This is a genomic window from Amycolatopsis sp. NPDC004378 (assembly GCF_053602455.1).
Genome location: NZ_JBSGDR010000041.1, coordinates 17,497 through 36,778, shown reverse-complemented (window position 1 = coordinate 36,778; position 19,282 = coordinate 17,497). Strand labels below are relative to the sequence as shown.

The 19,282-nt window shown below is 69.0% G+C and carries 15 protein-coding genes; 4 read left to right on the top strand and 11 right to left on the bottom strand.

Annotated elements, in window-relative coordinates; all coding sequences use genetic code 11:
• Positions 1 to 81 precede the first annotated feature (81 nt).
• Positions 82 to 966: a hypothetical protein gene (locus tag ACWEN0_RS48340; RefSeq protein WP_451988497.1), complete on the bottom strand. Its 885-nt coding sequence runs from the start codon at positions 964 to 966 to the stop codon at positions 82 to 84.
• A gap of 428 nt (positions 967 to 1,394) precedes the next feature.
• On the opposite strand from ACWEN0_RS48340, the gene ACWEN0_RS48335 reads away from it, so the two are divergent.
• Complete coding sequence (locus ACWEN0_RS48335) at positions 1,395 to 6,233, top strand: CHAT domain-containing protein (protein WP_451988496.1); 4,839 nt, start codon at positions 1,395 to 1,397, stop codon at positions 6,231 to 6,233.
• 30 nt (positions 6,234 to 6,263) lie between these two features.
• Here ACWEN0_RS48335 and ACWEN0_RS48330 read toward each other — a convergent pair whose 3' ends face one another.
• Together ACWEN0_RS48330 and ACWEN0_RS48325 are read right to left on the bottom strand one after the other, a co-directional pair.
• The gene (locus tag ACWEN0_RS48330; protein ID WP_451988495.1) at positions 6,264 to 7,097 is read right to left on the bottom strand and encodes a hypothetical protein; all 834 of its coding nucleotides are present in this window, start codon (positions 7,095 to 7,097) and stop codon (positions 6,264 to 6,266) included.
• Between the two features lie 235 nt (positions 7,098 to 7,332).
• Complete coding sequence (locus ACWEN0_RS48325) at positions 7,333 to 8,346, bottom strand: hypothetical protein (RefSeq protein ID WP_451988494.1); 1,014 nt, start codon at positions 8,344 to 8,346, stop codon at positions 7,333 to 7,335.
• A 191-nt stretch (positions 8,347 to 8,537) separates the two neighbouring features.
• Between ACWEN0_RS48325 and ACWEN0_RS48320 the strand changes: the two genes are divergently transcribed.
• Complete coding sequence (locus tag ACWEN0_RS48320; RefSeq protein ID WP_451988493.1) at positions 8,538 to 10,499, top strand: hypothetical protein; 1,962 nt, start codon at positions 8,538 to 8,540, stop codon at positions 10,497 to 10,499.
• Here the strand turns inward: ACWEN0_RS48320 and ACWEN0_RS48315 are convergent.
• From ACWEN0_RS48315 to ACWEN0_RS48305, 3 genes are read right to left on the bottom strand one after another with little or no spacing between them, the layout of a single operon-like run.
• Positions 10,471 to 11,685: a hypothetical protein gene (locus tag ACWEN0_RS48315; RefSeq protein WP_451988492.1), complete on the bottom strand. Its 1,215-nt coding sequence runs from the start codon at positions 11,683 to 11,685 to the stop codon at positions 10,471 to 10,473. The two genes, ACWEN0_RS48320 and ACWEN0_RS48315, sit on opposite strands and share 29 nt — an antisense overlap.
• Before the next feature lie 14 nt (positions 11,686 to 11,699).
• Positions 11,700 to 12,182, bottom strand: a complete 483-nt coding sequence (locus tag ACWEN0_RS48310; protein ID WP_451988491.1) for a hypothetical protein — start codon at positions 12,180 to 12,182, stop codon at positions 11,700 to 11,702.
• Between the two features lie 46 nt (positions 12,183 to 12,228).
• Positions 12,229 to 13,116: a pentapeptide repeat-containing protein gene (locus tag ACWEN0_RS48305; RefSeq protein ID WP_451988490.1), complete on the bottom strand. Its 888-nt coding sequence runs from the start codon at positions 13,114 to 13,116 to the stop codon at positions 12,229 to 12,231.
• 112 nt (positions 13,117 to 13,228) lie between these two features.
• Between ACWEN0_RS48305 and ACWEN0_RS48300 the strand changes: the two genes are divergently transcribed.
• Positions 13,229 to 15,208 carry an NB-ARC domain-containing protein gene (locus tag ACWEN0_RS48300; RefSeq protein ID WP_451988489.1) on the top strand — a complete coding sequence of 660 codons (1,980 nt, stop codon included), beginning with the start codon at positions 13,229 to 13,231 and terminating at the stop codon, positions 15,206 to 15,208.
• Here ACWEN0_RS48300 and ACWEN0_RS48295 read toward each other — a convergent pair.
• The 5 genes from ACWEN0_RS48295 to ACWEN0_RS48275 form a co-directional block, all read right to left on the bottom strand.
• Positions 15,205 to 16,224 (bottom strand): hypothetical protein, encoded by a 1,020-nt coding sequence (locus tag ACWEN0_RS48295; protein WP_451988488.1) that lies wholly within the window; start codon positions 16,222 to 16,224, stop codon positions 15,205 to 15,207. The genes ACWEN0_RS48300 and ACWEN0_RS48295 overlap by 4 nt on opposite strands.
• A 113-nt stretch (positions 16,225 to 16,337) precedes the next feature.
• Positions 16,338 to 16,874, bottom strand: coding sequence for a hypothetical protein (locus tag ACWEN0_RS48290; RefSeq protein WP_451988487.1), 537 nt, complete (start codon positions 16,872 to 16,874; stop codon positions 16,338 to 16,340).
• A gap of 221 nt (positions 16,875 to 17,095) precedes the next feature.
• Entirely contained in the window at positions 17,096 to 18,037 is a 942-nt protein-coding gene (locus ACWEN0_RS48285; protein WP_451988486.1) for an HAD family hydrolase, read from the bottom strand.
• Positions 18,038 to 18,052: 15 nt separating this feature from the next.
• Positions 18,053 to 18,457 carry a hypothetical protein gene (locus ACWEN0_RS48280; protein WP_451988485.1) on the bottom strand — a complete coding sequence of 135 codons (405 nt, stop codon included), beginning with the start codon at positions 18,455 to 18,457 and terminating at the stop codon, positions 18,053 to 18,055.
• A gap of 28 nt (positions 18,458 to 18,485) precedes the next feature.
• Complete coding sequence (locus tag ACWEN0_RS48275; protein ID WP_451988484.1) at positions 18,486 to 18,887, bottom strand: BTAD domain-containing putative transcriptional regulator; 402 nt, start codon at positions 18,885 to 18,887, stop codon at positions 18,486 to 18,488.
• A 92-nt stretch (positions 18,888 to 18,979) separates the two neighbouring features.
• Here ACWEN0_RS48275 and ACWEN0_RS48270 point away from each other — a divergent pair, with 92 nt between their 5' ends.
• On the top strand, positions 18,980 to 19,252 hold the full coding sequence (locus ACWEN0_RS48270) for a hypothetical protein (protein WP_451988483.1): 273 nt from the start codon (positions 18,980 to 18,982) through the stop codon (positions 19,250 to 19,252).
• The last annotated feature ends 30 nt before the right edge of the window (positions 19,253 to 19,282 follow it).

The following is a 19,282-nucleotide window of genomic DNA, read 5'->3' as shown; positions in this document are numbered from 1 at the left end:
GAGATAAATCGGGTGGATTCCTTCTCATCGAGGACTTTTGCCGGACAAGCAACTACTGCGCGAAACGGTTGAGCCCGGGGTTCATGAGCCTTTGCGTAGCTTCGCGGTGATCAGTCGGCCTAGCCGGGGAGTGAGCTCCTGGTGCGTCTCGGTCAGCTTCAATGCTTGAGCGAGATCGGGGCCGTGAAGGTCGACACTGGCCTCGATGAGGTCGGCGAATGCTGCGATGGCTCCACGGGCTCGGTGGACCGCGGCGAAGAAGCATGCGAGTCCGATCGCGAAACCAGGCCACCACCCGATGCCTACACCGGCATAGAGGACGGCCCAGCCGGCGAGCGTCGCCGCGTTGTCGAACGACGAGCCGGCGCTCCGGAGGTCTGCTCGGAGGTTGTCGGGAAGTAGCGTCCAGAGCCGCGGCCACGCCGAGGCGAGGTCGAGTTCGTACGTTGCGCGGACACGGGCGTCGACGGCCGCGATCCGGTCGCCGGTCCAGCTCGGACGCGTCGGCGGCGCGAGGGCGATGGCGTTGCGCCGTGCGGCGAGGCGTTCGACGGCGTTGTCGCCGGCCTGGCCAAGGACGGCGTCCGCGTAGGCGTCGGCGGCGGCCTGCCAGCGGCGGGCTCGTTTCCGCACCAGGGGAGCCAGCAGACGCCGTGTCCAGCCGGGCCACTGGCCGAGCCAGACCCGGCGCACCATTCCACCGAGGAACCGCGCACCCAGCGCGGCCGCGCAGGCAGCGAGCGCCAGGACAGGGATGAGCACCCACGGGCTCGCGCTGTCGCCCCGTCTGATCGTGGCGACCCGGCCTACGGTGTCGGACACGAACCGGCCGGCATCGAGTGCATGTGCGTGGCCGAGCGCGACGGCAGCGAGCGCTGCGCCACAGAAAAGCAGGCCCGGCAGCAGGAGCACGGTCAGCCATCGGTCTGCGAGTTTGCGGCCGACTTCGTCGAAGAACGCGTTCATGAGATTTCTTCACGCTGAAGCCGGCCACTATGCAAAACGCATTCGGGGGAACGGACCCCGGGCTGCCGCACCCAGGCACGGGAACACTTTCCGTGCGGGCATCGGTGAATTTCCGCAATCGGGTGACCGGAATCCAGGCCGGGAATTCTCACCACCCCGCCGTCGCCGGCTCTGCTCGTCCCGGCCTTCGGCAGCCGGAGGCGTCGGCGGAGTTCGTCCGCTCGCTCGGCGACGTCCTTGCCGGCCCGGGAATCGGAGAGCAGCGTCGCCAAGAGGTCCTCGGCGTCCGTGCCGGCCGATCGTTCCCGGATCACCGGCAGTGCCTCGCATAACCACGCGAGAGCGTCACGATTGTCCATATACTCCCACCTCCGGTGCGGTAGTGTAAGGCCGTTCAGGGTTGGGGGTGCTCGCTGATCCAGAATCCGATGGCCGCCGTCGAGGCGCGGATCTCGGCGTACCTGCAGGGCGGGGATCTCGGCCCGCTGCTCGAAGACGAGGCCGTCTCCGAAACGTACTCGCTTCTCGACACCATGACCGGGCATGAGGACTTTCCGGTGCTGCGCACCGCCGGGCTGATGTTCTGGTATCGCCACCGTGCCACGCCGGACCCGGGTGAGGCGACAGGCTCGCGCCGGGCCGCGATCTCGCTGCTGTGGCCGGTGTTCATGTCGGACCGGACGGCATTGCCGGCCGCGGTCGCCGGCTTCCTGGGCTCCACGGGCGGGGAGTTCGCCCGATCGGCCGCGGTGGTGGCCGAACTGAAGCCGCGGTGGGACGTCGGAGATCGCCGGGCTCTGGACGAGGCCATCGAGGCGGGGCTGGCGGCGTTTCGCTGTGAGATCGAGGACGATCTCGAGTTGCCGGACCTGTGGTTCGATCTCGGGTCCGCGCTGATGACGCGCTACTTCGAACGCCGTCTCGACGCCAGCGACGCGACGATGGCGGTCAAGGTGTTCCGGCAGGCCGCGGCCGCGAGCCGGACCGAGGGCCAGCAGCATTACGCGACGTCATACGGTGCTGCGATACTCCTCGAGTTGTACGACAGCACCGGGCAGCCCGAACACCTCGCCGGTGCGGTCGAAGCGTTCGCGACCGTCCGTGCGGCCGGGGCGTCCACGACCGGTGATCTCGTCGAGTTCGGGCAGGCACTGGTGCATCGGTTCGAAGCCGGGGGCGAGCCGTCGGATCTCGACGATGCGACCGCGGTGCTGACCGAGGCGTGGCGCTCCGCCGAATCGGACGACGATCGGCGCGACGACTGTCTTCGCTGGCTGGGTGCCGCGCACGCGGCGCGGTTCGGCGTCACCGGCAGCCATGCCGACCTCCGCGAGACGATGCGTTTCCTGCACTACGGCTCGCGCTACGACGAGTCCGTCGATCCGGCGCCGCACGAGGTCCTCCTCTCCGTGGCCACGAGCATCCTTGAGAACCTCCAGGATCAACCACACTCGACTTCCGGCTTCGATCGTGTGGCGATCATGCTCGGGGCCGCGCTGCGGGCAGCGCCCGAGAACCACCAGTCCCTCGTGGAGGTCTTGGGCGCCGTGCTGATGGAGAGGTACGCCCACACCGGTCATCCGGCGCAGCTCGACCGTGCACGCCGCGCCCTCCGCGACGAACGCTCGGCCGGGCTGTCCGAGAGCTGGGCGGAACCGCTGCTCCGTGCGGCGCTGTCAAGCACCGCCGTGCCCGAAACGGACCTCGCCACCATCCGATGGGCGGCGAGGGTGACGCGGTTCCTCGGTGTCGTGATGCCGGTGCACTGGAAGGACCGGGCGCTCGCCGGTGTCGCGCTCGCCGACTACCTGCGCAACGGCTACGAGGCAAGCGGCCTGATCGAGGAACTCGACGAGGCGATCACGACCGCGCGTGACGCGTGGTCGGAGCGGGATCCGGGCGATCTGGGTGTGTCCCAGCTAGCGGGTTTGCTCGCTTTGCGAGCAGAGCGCACCGGCCGAGCGGACGTAGACGAGGCGATCGGCATGCTGGCCGCGGCCCCGGACACCCAGCGGGTCCGCGCCGCGCTCGGGCCGGCGTTGCTCCAGCGGTGGGAGCTCGGCCACGATGCCGACGACGCGCGACAAGCCCTCACCGTGATGCGCCAGGTGGTCGCCGAGACACCCGAGCGCGACCTGAACCGGGTCAACCGCGTGACCAACCTGGCTGCCGCACTGCAAGTAAACTACCGCGTGTCCCGCGACGACGAGCACCTGGACGAGGCCATCGACCTCTACCGGACAGTCGTCGAGGCCACGCCCGAGCGGACACCGCACCACCTTGGCCGGGTCTACGAGCTCGGCCGGGCGCTCTACCGGCGCGGCCTCGACCGCGACGACGCCGTCGCGGCCAGCGAGGCCGTGGTCCTGTTTCGCCGGGTCGTCGACCACGACGTGGATGCCTGGCGAGTCAGGGCTTTCGACGACCTGATCGCGGCACTGGACGTCGCGAGGGCGCGGACGGGTGATCCCGACCTGCTGCGAGAGATGCTCGACCGACTGCGAGACATCGGCGACGATCCGGCCTTCGACGACGAAACTCGGCTGAAGTCGCACGAGTTCCTCGGGACAACGCTGTTGCGCCGATACGACCGGACCGCTGATCTGACCGATCTCGACGCGGTCATCGACACTCTGAAAACGGCGGTGGCCACACCGACGGCGGCGATGCCGGAGCGCCTGGAGGTGCTCGACCTCCTCGGTGTGGCCCTCCGCGTGCGGTGCGAACGCAACGGGCTGGAGGTGGATTCCGACGCAGCGGTGGACACCCACCGTGCAGCGCTGGAAGGTACCGAGGTGACGTCGGCGGAGCGCGTCCACCGGCTGGCGGCCCTGGGGCTGACGCTGTGCTCGCGGTTCGAGGTCACCCACGCCAGGGAGGATGTCGACGACGCACTTATCCTGCTGCGGCAGGCCGCGGCCGCGCTCCCCGCAGACGACGACGAACTGCCGAGGACCCTCTCCGACCTCGGGGTCGTCTTGATGCGCCGTTTCGGCGTCACCAATGACCAGGCCGAACTGGACGAGGCGATCGACCTGCAGCGGCGGGCGATCGCCGCCGCGGGCTTGGGCCACCCGGATCTGACTCGGCGGCTGCTCAATCTCGCCGGCCCGCTCCGGCTGCGCTACAGCCGCTTCGGCCGACTGGCCGACCTCGACGAGGCCATCAACGCCCTGCGCACGGCGGTCGCCGACGAGTCGTATCGGGCCGGCGAGCGACCGGAGCTGCAGGCCGATCTCGGTGTCAGCCTGCGGGCACGAGCGCGCCGTACGGACCAGGACGCCGACTTCGACGAGGCGGAGACTCACCTTCTGGCGGCTCTGGCGGCCCTGCCGGAGGGCCATGCCATTCGTCCCAAAGTTCTCTCCGGGCTCGCCACCGTGCGACTGCTCCGGGCCCGACGAACCGAACCGCCCAACCAGGACCTCCTCGGTGAGGCAATCGCGCTGGGACAGGCCGCGGTCGAGGCCGGAAACCCCGACCACTACCAGTACCAGGATTCGCACGGCAACCTCGCGGCAGCCCTGGCCACCCGATACCTCCTCACCGAAGATCGGCGAGACGGCACACGGGCGATCGCGATCCTCCGGGAGTTGGTCGACGGCACCGGCAGCGGCGCCGACCGGAGCAACTGGCTGATCAACCTCGGCCACTGCCTGGCCGTGACGGCGGGGGAGGACGAAAACGACTACGCGGCGGCGCTGGCTGCCTATCGCGAGGTGACGATCTCCGAGACGACCCCGGCCGACCTCCGCTGCGACGCCGGCAGGTCGTGGGGGCGGCTGGCCGGTCGGCGCCATGACTGGGCGGCCGCCGTGACCGGGTACTCGCGCGCGATCGAACTGCTGCCGCTCGCGGTCGCGCGGGGACTCCACCGCAGTGACCAGGAGTTCAAGCTCCGCGCCTTCGCCGGGCTCGCCCCGGACGCGGCCGCGTGCGCTATCCGCGCGGGCGACCCGGAACTGGCGCTGGAACTCCTGGAACACGGGCGCGGCGTGCTCCTGGCCCAGGCGTTCGAGACCCGTGACGACATCAGTGACCTCGAGCGGAGCCATCCCGAGCTCGCTCGCCGTTTCGTCGCCTTGCGGACCCAGCTCGACGCGCCGTCGACAGAGTTCGGCCGGGACAACGACCGGCTGCACCGGCTGGCCGAGGAGTGCAACGCTGTCGTCGCCGAGATCCGCGCCCTGCCAGGCCGGCAGCGGTTCCTGAAGCCGCCGAGCACGGACGACATCCTGCGCGCAGTGCCGGCCGGCGCGGCCGCAGCCGTGCTCAATGCCAGCCAGTTCGGTTTCGACGCGCTCATCGTGACAGCCGGAGAGCTCCGGCTCGTGCCGTTGACGACAGTGGACGACGAGACCCTGCGCCGGCGCACCACCGAGCTGAACGCGGCGATCCGGTTATTTCACGCGCAGAGCGCCTCGTACGACATCCGAGTCTCCACTGTCGACAAGGTGGTCGAGGTCCTCGGCTGGCTGTGGGACGTGGTCGCCGAGCGCGTCCTGCGCCACCTCGGTCCCACCTCGTCGCCGCTGCCCAGGCTCTGGTGGGTGCCGACCGGCCCGTTCGTCCAGCTTCCCCTGCACGCGTCAGGCCGCCACGACGAGCCCGGCGACCGCACCGCCCTGGACCGTGTCGTGTCCTCCTACGCCCTGACCCTCCGCAGCCTGGTGCGCGGCGAGCAGCGTCGCGCGTTGTCCGGCAACGAGAACGCGATCGTCGTCTCCGCGACCGAGGTGCCAGGATACCCACGGCTCACCGCCGGTGAAGCGGAGGCCGCCGTGGCCGCGACGCACCTGCCCGACGCCCGGCTCCTGGCGAGGGCCACGCCGGGCTCCGTCCTGGCGGCACTCGACACGGCTACGCACGCCCACTTCGCCTGCCACGCGACCGTCGATCTCGACGACCCGTCCGCTGGCCACCTGGTCCTTCACGACGGCAGCCTGTCGATCAGCGACATCGCGGCCCGGCATTCCAAGCATGCCTCCTTCGCATATCTGTCGGCCTGCGACACCTCGAGGACCAGTGACGATCTCGCAGACGAGTCGATTCACCTCTCCTCGGCGTTCCAGCTCGCGGGTTTCCAGCACGTCATCGCCGCACTCTGGCCGCTCTCCGACGCCACCGCGCGGGACATCGCCGAACTTGTTTACTCCGGCTTGGCCGTAGGGCCGGCCCTCGCGCTTCACGAAGCGATCCGCACTCTCCGCGACAACGACCCCGGCGACATCGTGAACTGGATCGCCCCGATCCATTCGGGAATATGAGGGCGCCTGCTGCGCGCGCGTGGTGCCAGCTCATCGCGGGCCGCGAGGCAGGCTGTCGCGGTTGATCGAGGACCTCATCCCCATGTAAGTCGTGATGTCGGCGGCGTCGAACAACCCGGCGGTGGTCTCGACGAACTGGTCGTAGGAGGGCTTGTGCTCACGCGGGGTCCGCCCGCGCCTCACCCAATCGGCCAGGACCATCAACGCCGGCCTCTCGTCGTTGACTGCGACGAAGCGACACACCTTCTCGACGAGTTCCTCGTGACGCCGGGTTTCCGCAGCCGCCACCGAAGCAAGCGGTTCCGTGGCGAGCAACTCCAGGACGCGGAGATTGCCCCACCGGAGGCCGGGGCGAAGGGAGCGGACCGGAATGTTCCCGTGGTCCCACTCGTCCTCCGCTGCGTCCGTTTCGTTCGACAGGCGCACCAGACGACTGGCAGCATCGAGGTAGTCACCGAGCATGCCGGGCGGATCACAGTGGAGACCCTCGGGCAGCTTGCGGTCGGCAAGGGTACCGCTGGCCGGCTGGACGAACTCCTCGGAGCGCACCCTTGTCTTCAACGACCTGCACTCCGGGTCGGCGTGCCAGCGCGTGCCGGTCTTCGTCGCCCACACCTGCAGTGTCGTCTCGGCCCACGGGCCGAGAGGGAGGTCGCCGAGGCTGAGCGGGGTCCTCGGTGTGCCTTCGTCTCGGACGAGCTTCAGCATGCAGCACTCCCGGAAGTCGCCGGATGCGCCGACGGTATCGTCGCCGAGCTCACTGGTTCTGACCGTGAATCTGGACGTCCGTTCTCCGGCATTGGCGACGTCGCCTTCAAGCCGAGCGACTCCGTGCTCGCGAATGTTGACGTCACTGCCGACCACGGGTCTCAGTTGCTGGGTCCGCTCGTCCTGGCCATCCCGCCGGTGACGAAGCTGCTGGTCCAGGTGGAGCGCCCGTAGCGCAGCGAGGACGAACGACCTGGATCAGCAGCGAGCATCGGCCACGATCGGCCGCTTGGACGGGCCCGGGTGCCGTCAGCATTCGTGGACATCGATCTTGCTCGGCGCCGTCACTTTTCGCGAGCAAGTGCCGTCGAAATTCGCGGACACAGCCAGCTCACCCGCCGTTACGTCTCCGAGGCCCGCGCCTGAGCTGCCAGCGGCCGATCGACACGACGAGCGTGGTCGAGTCGACCGACGTAGCGGTTGCCGGTTCGCCTTGTCTCCGCAGTGCCAGGATCAGCTCGGCGCACAATGACAACTTCGCCCGCACGAGAGCGTCCTGGCGATTGGTGAGGACAAGGTCTTCTCGAACTGCTTTCGAACCCAGCCAAGCCAGGAGCAGGTGCCACAGGCTGAACGCGATCACGAGTACCGCGGCCACGATCGGGCCGGAATCGAACTGGACGGTGCCCAGCCAAGCGACGGCGAACGCCAACGCCGACCCGAGCACGAGCGGGAGAAGGAATGACCGCCGATGCCCGTGCCAGAGCCAACGCCGGCCTGCGTGCCGATCAAGCTCGTGCCGGACGATCTTCGTCCATTTCGCCGAATCGTGGTCCGGGGCAGCCGGCCATTCCTCAAGTGCGGCCGGAGCCTGCATGCCCAGGCGCATGAGGTCGTCAGCAGTCTTCAGACCACGGACCGACGGCTTGCGCCGGAGATCGGCGAGGTTCTGTTCGAAGTCGTCGACCATCTCTCGAGGTGCTGGTCCTTCTTGTACGCGGCGTCGCAGGGTGGCCTCGAGGACGAGGGGGTTGGTGATCCAGGCGCGCAGCGGACGGGATGCCCAGAATCCGATGATCAAGCCGCCGAACTGAACCGAAACCAGTGCAATGCCGAGCAGGATGACGGGCAGGAGTGACGTCGTGAACTGGAATTCGCTGTTCACGACGTACATCGACGCTCCGAGGCCGGCGAACGCACCGGCCACCGTGTTGACCGGGCCCATCAGGGAGAGTTGAGCGGCGAGGCTGGCCCGGTTGCGCACGTCTTCGACGTGGTCACCCGTGGTCCACCGCAGACGTCGGTTGGATATGCGCGACTGGATTGGAGTGACGACGATGTACGTCACCAGCCACAGGTCGGTCACGAAGAGCGCGACGGTGGTGATGGCCAGCGCAACGATCACGACTGCGCAGGGTAGCCGTCTGGGGGTCCTCGGTCGTCACCAAACACGCACTGATCAACGGCGGCACCACTCGAACGGACGAACGAGTTCGCAATGGTCGCCGTGCTCTCTGCCCCAGCGTGCCTCTGACAGCCGGTGCATTGGTCGCTACGGTGGGATTCGGCAGTCGGCTGAGCGGGGAGGGACTGGTCGTGGCAGGAGGCTACAGGCCGCGTCGGGCTGTTCCGTTTCTCGATCGAGCTGCTCCTCGGCAGCTGATTCACGACTTCCTCGTCACCCGGCGTGACCCGGAACGGCCAGGCCTCGTGTGCCTGCACGCCAGGGCCGGGCTCGGGAGCTACAGCCTGGCCGCCGAGGTGTGCGAGGACCACCTGGGCTACGGCGGCGCCTACGTCGAGGTGCAGGCGACGGCGGCGGACGGCCAGGCTGTGCCACCCGGCGAGCTGCTGGGGCAGGCGCTCCGCGGCCTGGGGCTGGCGGAGGCGGAACTTCCCGGTTCGGACACCGAGCGTGCGCACACCTTCCAGCGCAAGTCCGCGGGCCGCCGGTTCGTGCTGCTGGTCAAGGACGTCGTCGCGGCCGAGCAGGTCGAGCCGCTCATCCCGCACGCCGCGCCCGATGCCGTGGTGCTCGTGACCAGCCGTCGTGCGTTGCGCCGGCTCTATCCGCACGGCTTCCTCGCCGTCGCGCTGGACGGTCTGCCCGCGGCGGAAGCGCGCGAGCTGATGCTCTCCAGCCTGGGCCCGACGGCCGGGCAACTGGAGTCCGGCCTGGTGGACGAGCTGTGCAGCCTGTGCGACGGTCACCCGCTGCTCATCCGGCTGGTCGCGGCGCATCTGCTGGGGCGGGCTCGTGCAGCCGAGCCGCTGGTCGCCCGGTTACGGCGGTCGCGCGCCGCCCTGCTCGAATTGGACGTCGCCCAGCCCGTCGCGTCGTCACTCAAGCTCGCCTACGACGGGTTGGCCGACCCGTTTCGCCGGGCATACCGGCGGGTGGCGCTCATTCCTGGACCGGGTTTCACCCCGGCCGCGGCCGGGGTCGCCTGCCGCACCGATGTGCTGAGCGCCGCCGAACTGCTGGACGAGCTGGTCGACGCGTGCCTGCTCATCTTCGATGAAGTGACCGGCCGCTACGCTTTCCACGCCGTGGTTGGCGAGCACGCCCGCCTTCGGGCCTTCGACGACGAGGACAGCGAAGTCCGGGACGCGATCGTCGCCGACGTCGCGGAGTGGTACCTGCGAGAGGCTGCGCCACGCGACGCGGCTCTGTCGGGACGGTGGCGTGTCGGTGAAGTCTTCACCGCCGTCTCACAACCGCTGCCGTCCAGAGACGACGCGATAGAGTGGTTCGACGCGGAGTGGCAGAACCTCGTGGCCTGCGTGAGTGCCGCGGAGCGCGTCGAACGCCACGACGTCGCCTGGCAGTTGTGCGTCGCGCTGTTCAAGTTCCTGCATATGCACGGGCACAGCTCGGCCTGGCTGGAGAGCCACCGGATCGGGCTTGCCGCTGCCGAGCGGGCCGGTGACCCCGCGGCGATCATGCAGCTGACCAACCAGCGTGGGGCGGCGTGGATCGCGGTCGGTGACCTCGAGGCCGCTCGCGCGGACTTCGTCGCGTCTCTGGCCGCGGCGGAGTCGGCAGGACACGTCTTGGGGAAGCAGTCGAACCTCGAGTGGCTCGGCAAGGTGTCGGCTCGCCAAGGCGATCTCGCGCAGGCGCTGGCCCGCTACGACGAGTCCGAGCGTGTGGTCGACACGTCAGGCGCGGCGATCCCCGCTGGCCAGGCGCCGCGGATGCGGGCGTTGCTGGACCTGCAGCGGGCACGTGCTCACCAGCGGGCGGGTGACGCGCCGCCTGCTCGCGCCGCGGTGGAGCGGGCCTTGACGTACTTCGGCGGCGCGTCGGGAGAGCGCGAGAACCGGGCGAAATGCTTGCTGGTCCTCGGGGACGTGCTGGAGGTCTCCGCACCGCATCGCGAAGCTGCCGGGTTATTCGCCGCTGACGGTCTCCGTCGGCTGGAAGCCGAGGCATGGCACCGGGTCGGCTGGCGAGACGCCGATCCTGAGGCGCTGGAGCGGGCGCGGGCCCTGTATGCGGAGTTGGGAGACCGCCGGGAGGATGACGTCAAGGCCGACCTTGACGGGTTACCGTGACTTCGACGGGAATCGATCCCACCTGGACGGTGAGAACCATGTCGAGTTCGTCGCTTCCTTCGAACCAGGGGAGCAGCGCGGAAGCGACGACCTCCGGATGGGCGGATTCGATGGTTGCGGTTGCACCACGGCGTGCGGTGACCAGGCACCGCCCCAGATCGACGAGCTGCACAACGAGGCGACAGACCAAGTGAGCCGCGAACACCTCCGTTGCGGCCGGCCCGTCCGCCCTCGTGAGAACGACAGCGGCGAGGTCGCAGAGGTCCCGGCGAGGGTGGTCGGCGGCGACGACGAGGTAGCCGTCCAGAGACGTGGGTTGGCCGCTCTGCGGTGATGTCACGTCGGCGGGCCAGCGGTCCAGCCGGAAAGCCCGGTCGCCGATCACTTCGGTGACAGCCCACCACGCCCGGCAGGGGACCTGGATCGGGGTGAGGTCCGAGGTGCGGTAGTCCGCGACGATCGCGGCGGTCGCCGGCTCCGGCAGGTGTATCAAATCGTAAAAGGTCCTGCGGAGGTTCGCGGCGGAAGCGCCTGGCGCGGACGTCGCGAGCCGCCGAACTTCTCGATGGTCGACGGGCGCCGTAATGGCTTCGTGGAGCTGGATCGGAAGCGGGCGGTCTTGGTCGAGCCGCCGGCCAGTCCGGCCGAGGGCGCCGATCGCCGACTCGGTTACGACGTCGTCCTCGGGGAAGGTGGCGAGGAGGACGGGTTTCCCGTGGGCGGCGGCGTAGCCGGTGACGGCGCCGTGGTCGCCGATGACGATGTCGGCGGCGAGCAGGGCTTGCTGCCAGCCGCGCGCTGGCGGGACGAGGCGGAGTCCGGCGCGCAGGCAGTCGCCGAGCCAGAGTTCGATTTGTGCCGGGCTGTGGGCGTACCAGACGTTGGGGTGCAATGCCGTGCAAACGAGGTGGTGGTCGAGGTCGAGTTCGGCGAGCACCCGGGCGGCCAGATCGGGGAACCGGCCGAACAAGGAGCGCGGTCCCCAGGTCGACGACACGAAGACGATGGTCTGGTGCCGGGACGCGCCGAGACGGTCCCGGTAGCTGTTGCGTGCGGCTGAGCTGACCACGAGCCGGTCGAAACAAGGATCTCCGGCGACGACAGCCGCGGGCGCCGCAGCCGGTACGGCCGCGGCGAGGCGCTCGATTTCTTCGTGATGGGCCAGCACGACCGCGCTGGGGACCACGGCCCCGCCTTGGATCAGCGTTTGGACGGAAAGACCGTACACATCACGGTTTCCGGTTTCCGGTTTCCGGTTTCCGGCTTCCGGCTTCCGGCTTCCGGCTTCCGGCTTCCGGCTTCCGGCTTCCGGCTTGAGTATTTAGTGTAGCCAATTCCATGTGACAATATGGCCAGGGGAGCAGCGATTTCGTGGAGGTTGCCACTATTGTGTACCGAAATGGCGAGGTCGAATTCGAGGGCGGTTGCCTGCTCCCACGGCAGCAACGCGACGCCGCGGCGGTTCAGCTCGTGCTCGACGCCCGCCTCGACCGCCGAGGCACCGGGAATGGTGTGCACGAGCTGTACTCGCCGGTCCGAGTCGAACACGGTCAGGACGTCGTCGAGGCGGTTCAACGCCGTGATCGTGTGGACGACCACGAGGACCGTCCGTTCGACCGGCGCGGTGTTCCAGCGCCGGCTCTGCGGCCCGACCGGGACCTTGACCCACTTGCCGGCTGACACTTCATCGCTCCCGCGTGCTGGTGATCTTCGGCCACCGTACCTCGGGTCAGGCGAGATCCGGCGGCAGTGACGTCGCCGGGCTGCGGCGTACTCGGCGCAGCTGGTCCCCGGTGAGGCCGGAGGTGGTCCGGAGGTCGGCTCCGGACAGGTCGGTGTTGACCAGTGTGGCGTTCCCGAGCAGGGTGCCGCCGAGGTCGCTTTCGCTGAGGTCCGCGTCGGTGAGGTCGCAACCGCTGAGGTCTGTCTCGCGGATCACCGCCCGGGTGAAGACCGCCCGGACGGCGTGCGCGGCGCTCACGTTCGCTCCGGTCAGGTCCGCGGTCCGCAGGACGGCCCGATCAAGCGTGGCGCCGCGCAGATCGGCCTGCCGCAAGGACGCGCCGGCGAGGTCGGCTCCGGTCAGATCGGCGGCGCTGAGGTCGAGCCGCGCGAGGTCCGCGTTCGGCAGGACGACACCGCGCAGGTCCAGTGCGTCGCGGTGAGGCTTGTCCCGGCCGCGCAGGGTGGCCAGGGCCGCGACCACGTCGTCGGGAACGTCGCCGGAGACGGGGTGGGTGCGCAGGTAGCCGGTGACGGTTCGCAGCACGCGATCGCGGTCCCGGGGTGAGTCGTGGAGGATGCGGTCGAGAGCGCGCAAGCCTCCGGCGCGGACCGTGACCTCCGTGGAGCCGAGCTGGTCGACGGCGTTGGTGAACCGGTCCGTGTACTGCTTGTCGCGATCGAGGACGAACTTGCGCCCCGTGTAGTAGAGCCCGCCGGCGACGAAGGCGGCGCTCAGCACGGTCGCGACCTGTCCTCGGATGGTGCCGACCGCCGCGATGCGGTCTTTCGCGTCGAGACGGTCGAGGTCGGCGCCGCCGAGCCAGCCGACGACCGGGCCGAAGAGGAACCAGAGAACGCCGGCGGCGAGCGCCAGAGTGGCGACTGCGAGCAAGGCTCGGAGAACAGCACGGTTCATCCCGATATTGCACTACGGCCGCGGACCACGCGATGACGGAGGGTGCCTTCCGTCGGTAGGGTGGCGGCGACCGGAGGGGGAAGAGCCGTTGCCGACGTCGCTCGTTCCGGACCACATCCAGGGCCGGAACCCGCATTACGTGAACCACGACCGGGAGCTCGCCGAGGCCGGCGCAGAAATCGCGGCCGCCGAGGGCAATCTGGTGATCGTCTTTTCGGGGGCGCCGGGCAGCGGAAAGACCGCGACCGCGCGTGAACTGGCGTTCCGGGTGAAACACCGGTTTCCCGGCGGTGCGCTGTTCGCCGACCTGCGCGGCGCGCTCGACCGGCAGGGCGCCGAAGCCGAAGTTCTCCGGACGTTCCTCGCCGAACTCGGCGAGGACGTGGCGAACCTGCCCGACCGGCTCGATGCGCTCCGGGCGCGCTACCAGGCTCGTACGGCGGGCGGAAGGGTGCTGCTGCTGGTCGACGGGGCCGCGCGCTCGAGCCAGGTGCGGACGCTGATGCCGGGGGACGGCCGGTCCCTGGTGCTGGTGACCGCCGGGCAGCCGCTGTCCGATCTGGTGGTCGACACTCCGGCGAGGTTCTTCGAACTGTCGCCTCTGACCGATGCTGCGGCCTTCGAACTGCTCGAACGGCTGCTGGGACCGGATCGGGTCAGCGCCGAGCGCGACGCGGTGCGCGAGCTGATCAAGCTGTGCGGGAACCTGCCCCTCGCGCTGTGTGTGGTCGCGAGCATTTCGGGCCGCTCGCGTGGCCGCCCGCTCTTCGGCACCATCGAGCGGTTGCGCGACGAGCGTCGTCGGCTCGCGGCGTTGTCACCGCCGACGGACTTGTCCCTCGACAGCGCGTTCACCACCGCGTATCAGCAGCTCGGCGGGCCCGCGCAGCGGTGCTACCGCGCTCTCGGCTTGCCCCCGCGTACCGGCGGAGTGACTGCCGAGGCGTTGGCGCACGCTTTGGACGAACCGGTGTACGAGATCGCCGAGAACCTGTTCGAGCTGTTCGAGCGCCGCTTCATCGAAGAAGCCGGCCAAGATCGCTACGCGGTGAACGATCTTGTGGCGCTGCACGCGGCCTACATGGATGTTCGGGCGCCGGACGAGAAGGCTGCCGAAACCGCACGATTGCTGGACTTCCATCACCAGCGCACCTACGACGCCGATGCGGTGCTCGCCCCGGCCCGGCCGTGGCGAACCACGTTGTTCCCCGATTTGCGCTCGCGGGGGACCTTCGCCGACGCCGCGGCCGCTTCGGCTTGGCTGGCGCAGGAGCGGACGACGCTGACGAAGCTCGTCGGCCACGCCTTCGCGATCGGAGATCTCGACCGCGTCTGCTCCTGGTGCGTCCTGCTGTGGCCGTTCCACGAGTCCGGCAAACACCTAGGTGACCTCTTTGCCACGCACGAGCTGGGCATCCAGGCCGCTGAGGCGGTGGGCAGACCCGATCTCGAAAGCCTCATCCGTACCCAGAAGGCGTTTGGGCACTACTGGCAGGGGGAGCTCGACACGTCGGCGTCCTCGTTCTCTTCGGCCGCCGACCGTGCCCGGGCAGCAGGTGATCTGGAACTGGAGGCGACCGCGCTGGAAGGCCTGGGACTGGTCCAGGTCGAGGAACGCTCATCCGACGCGGCGTTGACCCTGCGCCGGAACCTGGAGCTGGCGGTCGGCATCGGCGATGGTCGGCGGATCGCGCTGGCGAAGCTCCACCTGGCGAAGGCCGAGGAGGCCGAGGCCGGTCTCCGGCTCGTCGCCGACGCCAAATCGTACTTCGACTCCGCTGCGGACCAGGTCAATCAGGCCAAGTCGGCGATCTGGCAGGGGAAGCACCTCCTGGCTGCCGGCCGGGTCGACGAGGCCGTGCGGGTGCTGGAAGATGCCGTCGACCGCATGGCCGTGCGGGGGCGCCGGTTCGATCAGGCGGAAGGGCTGGTCGCGCTCGGCGACGTCCGGTCGGCGACCGGCGACGCCGCAGGCGCGCGGGACAGCTGGAGTGAAGCATTGAGCTGCTACGAGGATCTCGGCTTCTTAGTTCGGGCCGACGAGGTGCGCGGGCGGCTCTCCGGCTAGGCCTCGGACCTGTCGACGACGATCTCTACGACGCGGCCGCCGAGGGAGAGCCGCCAGGTACCCGTCATCACGCGATCAGCGGCGAGTTCGTGGAGCGCCACCGCCGCGAACAGATCGCCGTCGGCGCTGAGCCGGTGCAGCACGCCACGCCGGTCGCCGAGGAGCCAGTGACCATCCGCGGTCGGGGCCGTGGCCAGCGCCGCGCCTGGCGCGTGTTCGAGCGCTGTCCTCACCCACTGGGGTGTGCCGTCGCCCGGGGAGCCAACCACGACGTCCGCCAGTTCGTGCCACCGGCGGGAGGTCTCGCCGGGACCCACGACGAGCACCAGGGAGCTGGTGTCCGCGCGGTGGTGAAGGCCTTCGGCGGGGAACCGGGTCACCCGCGCGGAGGCCGGCCCGCTCGACATCACCTCGACCAGGTGCGAGTCGCACCGGCCGAGTTCGCGTGCGGGCAGCGGCAGCAGCGGTGTGTCCGCGGCCGTGGCGGGTTCTGAGAGGTCGAGAAGCTCGTACAAGACGGCACGCAGGCGGGCGGCGGAGCGGCCGGGAAGAGACGTCGTGAGCGATGTGATGTCCGCCAGCCGGGTCCCGTCGTGCCCGGCCACAGCCGTCCGCAGCTGCCCGGGCAGGTCGTCGAACCCGGCCAGCCGGGGAGCCCGGCGGAGGAAGCGGCCGATCGGCGAGTCGGGCGCCACGGTGTGCTCCGGCGCCACCGCCAGAACCACGGGGATGCCCAGGGCGGCCGCGTAGAAGGTCACCGAGCCGTGGTCGCCCACCACGATGTCGGCGGCGACCAGGCTTGCCCGCCAGTCGTCGACGTCGTCGAACACGATCACCCCGGCCCGGGTGCACCCGGCCAGCCACTGGCGCACCTGCCACGGTGAATGTCCCCACCAGACGTTCGGGTGCACGGCCACCGCGATCCGGAACTCGTCGGCCGGGAGGTGGTTTCCGAGCAGTTCCGGCAGCTCGGGAAGGTGACCGAGCAGTGAATCCCGTCCCCATGTCGAGGACACTATGACGAGTGTTTCCGCATCCGAGATTCCAAGGGCTCTCCGGTATGCACCCCGCTTGATCCGGGACGATGCCAGCTGGTCGAACGCGAGATCGCCGACGACTCTGGCTCGGCTTATCGCTGCGGGACAATCCCGCGAAAGCCGGTAGACTTGTTCCTGGTGCGACAGCGCCAGGACGGTCGCGACCACCTTGCCGTCATGGAGGAGCCAGTCGGAGGATAAACCGAAAACCGGTTTCCGGTTTCCGGTTTCCGGTTTCCGGTTTCCGGTTTCCGGTTTCCGGTTTCCGGTTTCCGGTTTCCGGTTTCCAAGTATTTATTGTAGCCCATTCCATGGGGGATGATCACCAACGGCGCGGTGAGCTGGGCCAGCGTCGGCCCGTGGCTGGCCGCCAAGGCCAGGTCGAACTCCTGCGCGACGGCCTCGCCCCAAGGGATGCGGCGCACGCCGCGCGCCAGGAGGAATTCGTCGGTTCCGGCGGGGAAGGCGGATGACCCGGGATCGGTGAAGGTCAGTTCCAGCCGGGTGTCCTCGGCGATCAGCCTGACGACATCGAAGAGGCGGCTCGCGGCGGTGACGTTGTGGGCGACGGCGAGCACGCGCTTCCTGGGAGCAAACGTCTGCCATCTTGCGTCGTCCGCCCTGGTCATCACGTTCGATCATGGTAGTTCGCCTTCGTCGCGGACCGTGCCGTGGGTGTGGCAGTTCACGCTGCACCGCCAGAGGTCGCGCCGACGGTGACGAGCGGCCCGGGTCGGATGTCCAACAGACGACATCGGTGTGCTGCCCGTGGGCTCGACGCCGTCGTGACCGCTCCGAGTGGGTGATCGTGGGCCGGCCGGCGACCCCGAACCGAACCGCTCGGTGGTTGTCAAACGTTGTGGCCGGCCGGGCCGATGATGCTGGCGAACGCCTGATCGCGGCGTTCGCAGATACCGTTCGCGATCTTGCGCAGCGAGGACTGCAACCAAAGATCAGCGGGCGAGCCCGCCTCGTAGTTGGCCTCCGCGATGGAGTTGACGCGGCCATCGTCTTCGAGTTGACGTACGCCGTCGTAGTTGCTCGTGGAGCCTTGGGTGGTGTACACCCCCAGTGTCATGCCGCCATGCTTGCCAACGACCGAGAAACAGGGCACATCGCTCGGACCGTCCGCGATGTAGATCATGTTGGGGATGGGAATGCGGCGATCCTCGTCCGCCATCCGGGAGTTGACGTCGATCTGCTCGACGTTCGCCCCCTTGTTGATCTCGAAGATCGCGCGTGTCTTGGTCGTGTTGTCGAGTACGTACCCGACCTGCGACAGCACGCCGGTTTCCGCCGCGCCGTCCGGTGCGTCGAGATAGCCGGCCTTGGGCGGGTCGGCCAGCAGTTCGCACGCCCAGACGCCGTCGACGTGTTCGTGGATCGGGTTTCCTTCGATCATCTGCCGCAGCCCGGTCGACACGATGTAGTGCTCGACTGTGATGTTGTGGTGCCGGTATTTCTCGTCCTCGGAGACCAACTTGCGCGTGCGCGCCATGAAATCCGGCATGCCGGGGGCCAGCGGGACCAGTGCACCCAGTTCGCGCAGCTTGGCGTTGGTGAGTCCGCCGAACGGGCCATCCTGAACGTAGCTCAAGACATGACCGAGATAGGCCGTGTCGGCGGAGACACGTAAGCCGCGCTGCCGGTAATGGCCGACCAGATTGTTGACTTCCCCCCAGAACTTCTGTGCGTCGACTCCGAAGGCGTCGAACAAAGGACCCTGCATGTACCCGGGTGTCAAGGTCTTGTCGAAGTCCCAGATGAACGCGACGACCGTCTGAGTGTTCAACGAAGGTGGCATGACTCAGGCGACTTCGGGCTCGGTGAAGGCCATGTCGCGGTCATCGCGCTCCCACCAGCCCTGCAAGCGAACCGGGAGGCCTCGAAAGACCTCGTGCGCTGCTCCCAGCGTGTGTAGCGGCACCAGCGCGTTTACCGCCCACCCCTGATCGGCGAGTACGAGCAGGGCCTGGCGGGCGACGTCCCAGTGCTCGTCGGCGGTGAACACGCACTCGACACGGCGCAAACGGGGTACCAGGACGACGGATCCCAGGGCGGTTCCGGTCACGGAGCGTCCGAGTTGTTCCGCGAGCGACGCCCACGCGATCAGTCGCGACTCTTCACCCGCGACGTGCCACGCCCGTACTGCGGCGTCGCACACTCGCCTCTCGAGAGCGGACGGAGTGTCCGGATTCGTCGGCGTGGACATGCCCCGTAGGCTACGTCGTCTGGGGCTCTCATGCTTGACACCACGCCATGACGGAGTCACGCGCGTCCGGGTCACGTTCCGGCGCCGGACCCAACGCCGTGTTCGCAGCCTTCACCAGAGGAACGATGCGGCGGAGATCTGCTCGATGAGAATGAGCCGCTACGACCCTGTGAATGCCGTCGCGGGGTCTCGGATCGCTGCCGAGCTCTTCCACACACCACCCGGCGCCGTAATGCTCGTAGCGAGCCAATGCGGCGGCCGGTCCAGCTGTCGCGGCTTCGTTGCGCTGCAGTTCCAGGAGCAACTCCTCGTCGCGCGGTCCGTCCGTCGCCCGCTCGGTCAGCTCGTCGACCGCCTCGGCGGCCCGGCCCAACCCGGAGCGGACAGCGCAGAGCCAGGACCAGCCACTGGCTGGTCGAAGCGCGGGCAAGTCCGCGGCGTGCTGAACGGATCGGCGCTGCCCGGGTAGTCGTTCGTCGTCCGGAGCGCCAAGCCCACCTCGGCGTAGGCGAGCGCGGTTTCGTGGCCCTCCCGGACAGCCGGGCGCAGGCCTTCGCGCTGAGCACCAGCGCGGCGGCGCCGACCCAGTTGCCGGCCAGGAGGGAGCCGGTAGCCGAACGGCGTGGCTTCGATGACGCGGTGGTCGAACTGGGTTCACGCGCGGGATACGAGCACCTGCATCGCCTTGGCAGGGTGTTCCAGCCCCTGCCAGGCGGTACTCGCGCCGGTCCCGAGGTCATCGGCGGGAGGGCGGACAAGCCGCCGACGGGCTGGCGATTTCTCGGCCACGAGTGATCCGCGGCGATAGGTTCAGCTCGATCGTCT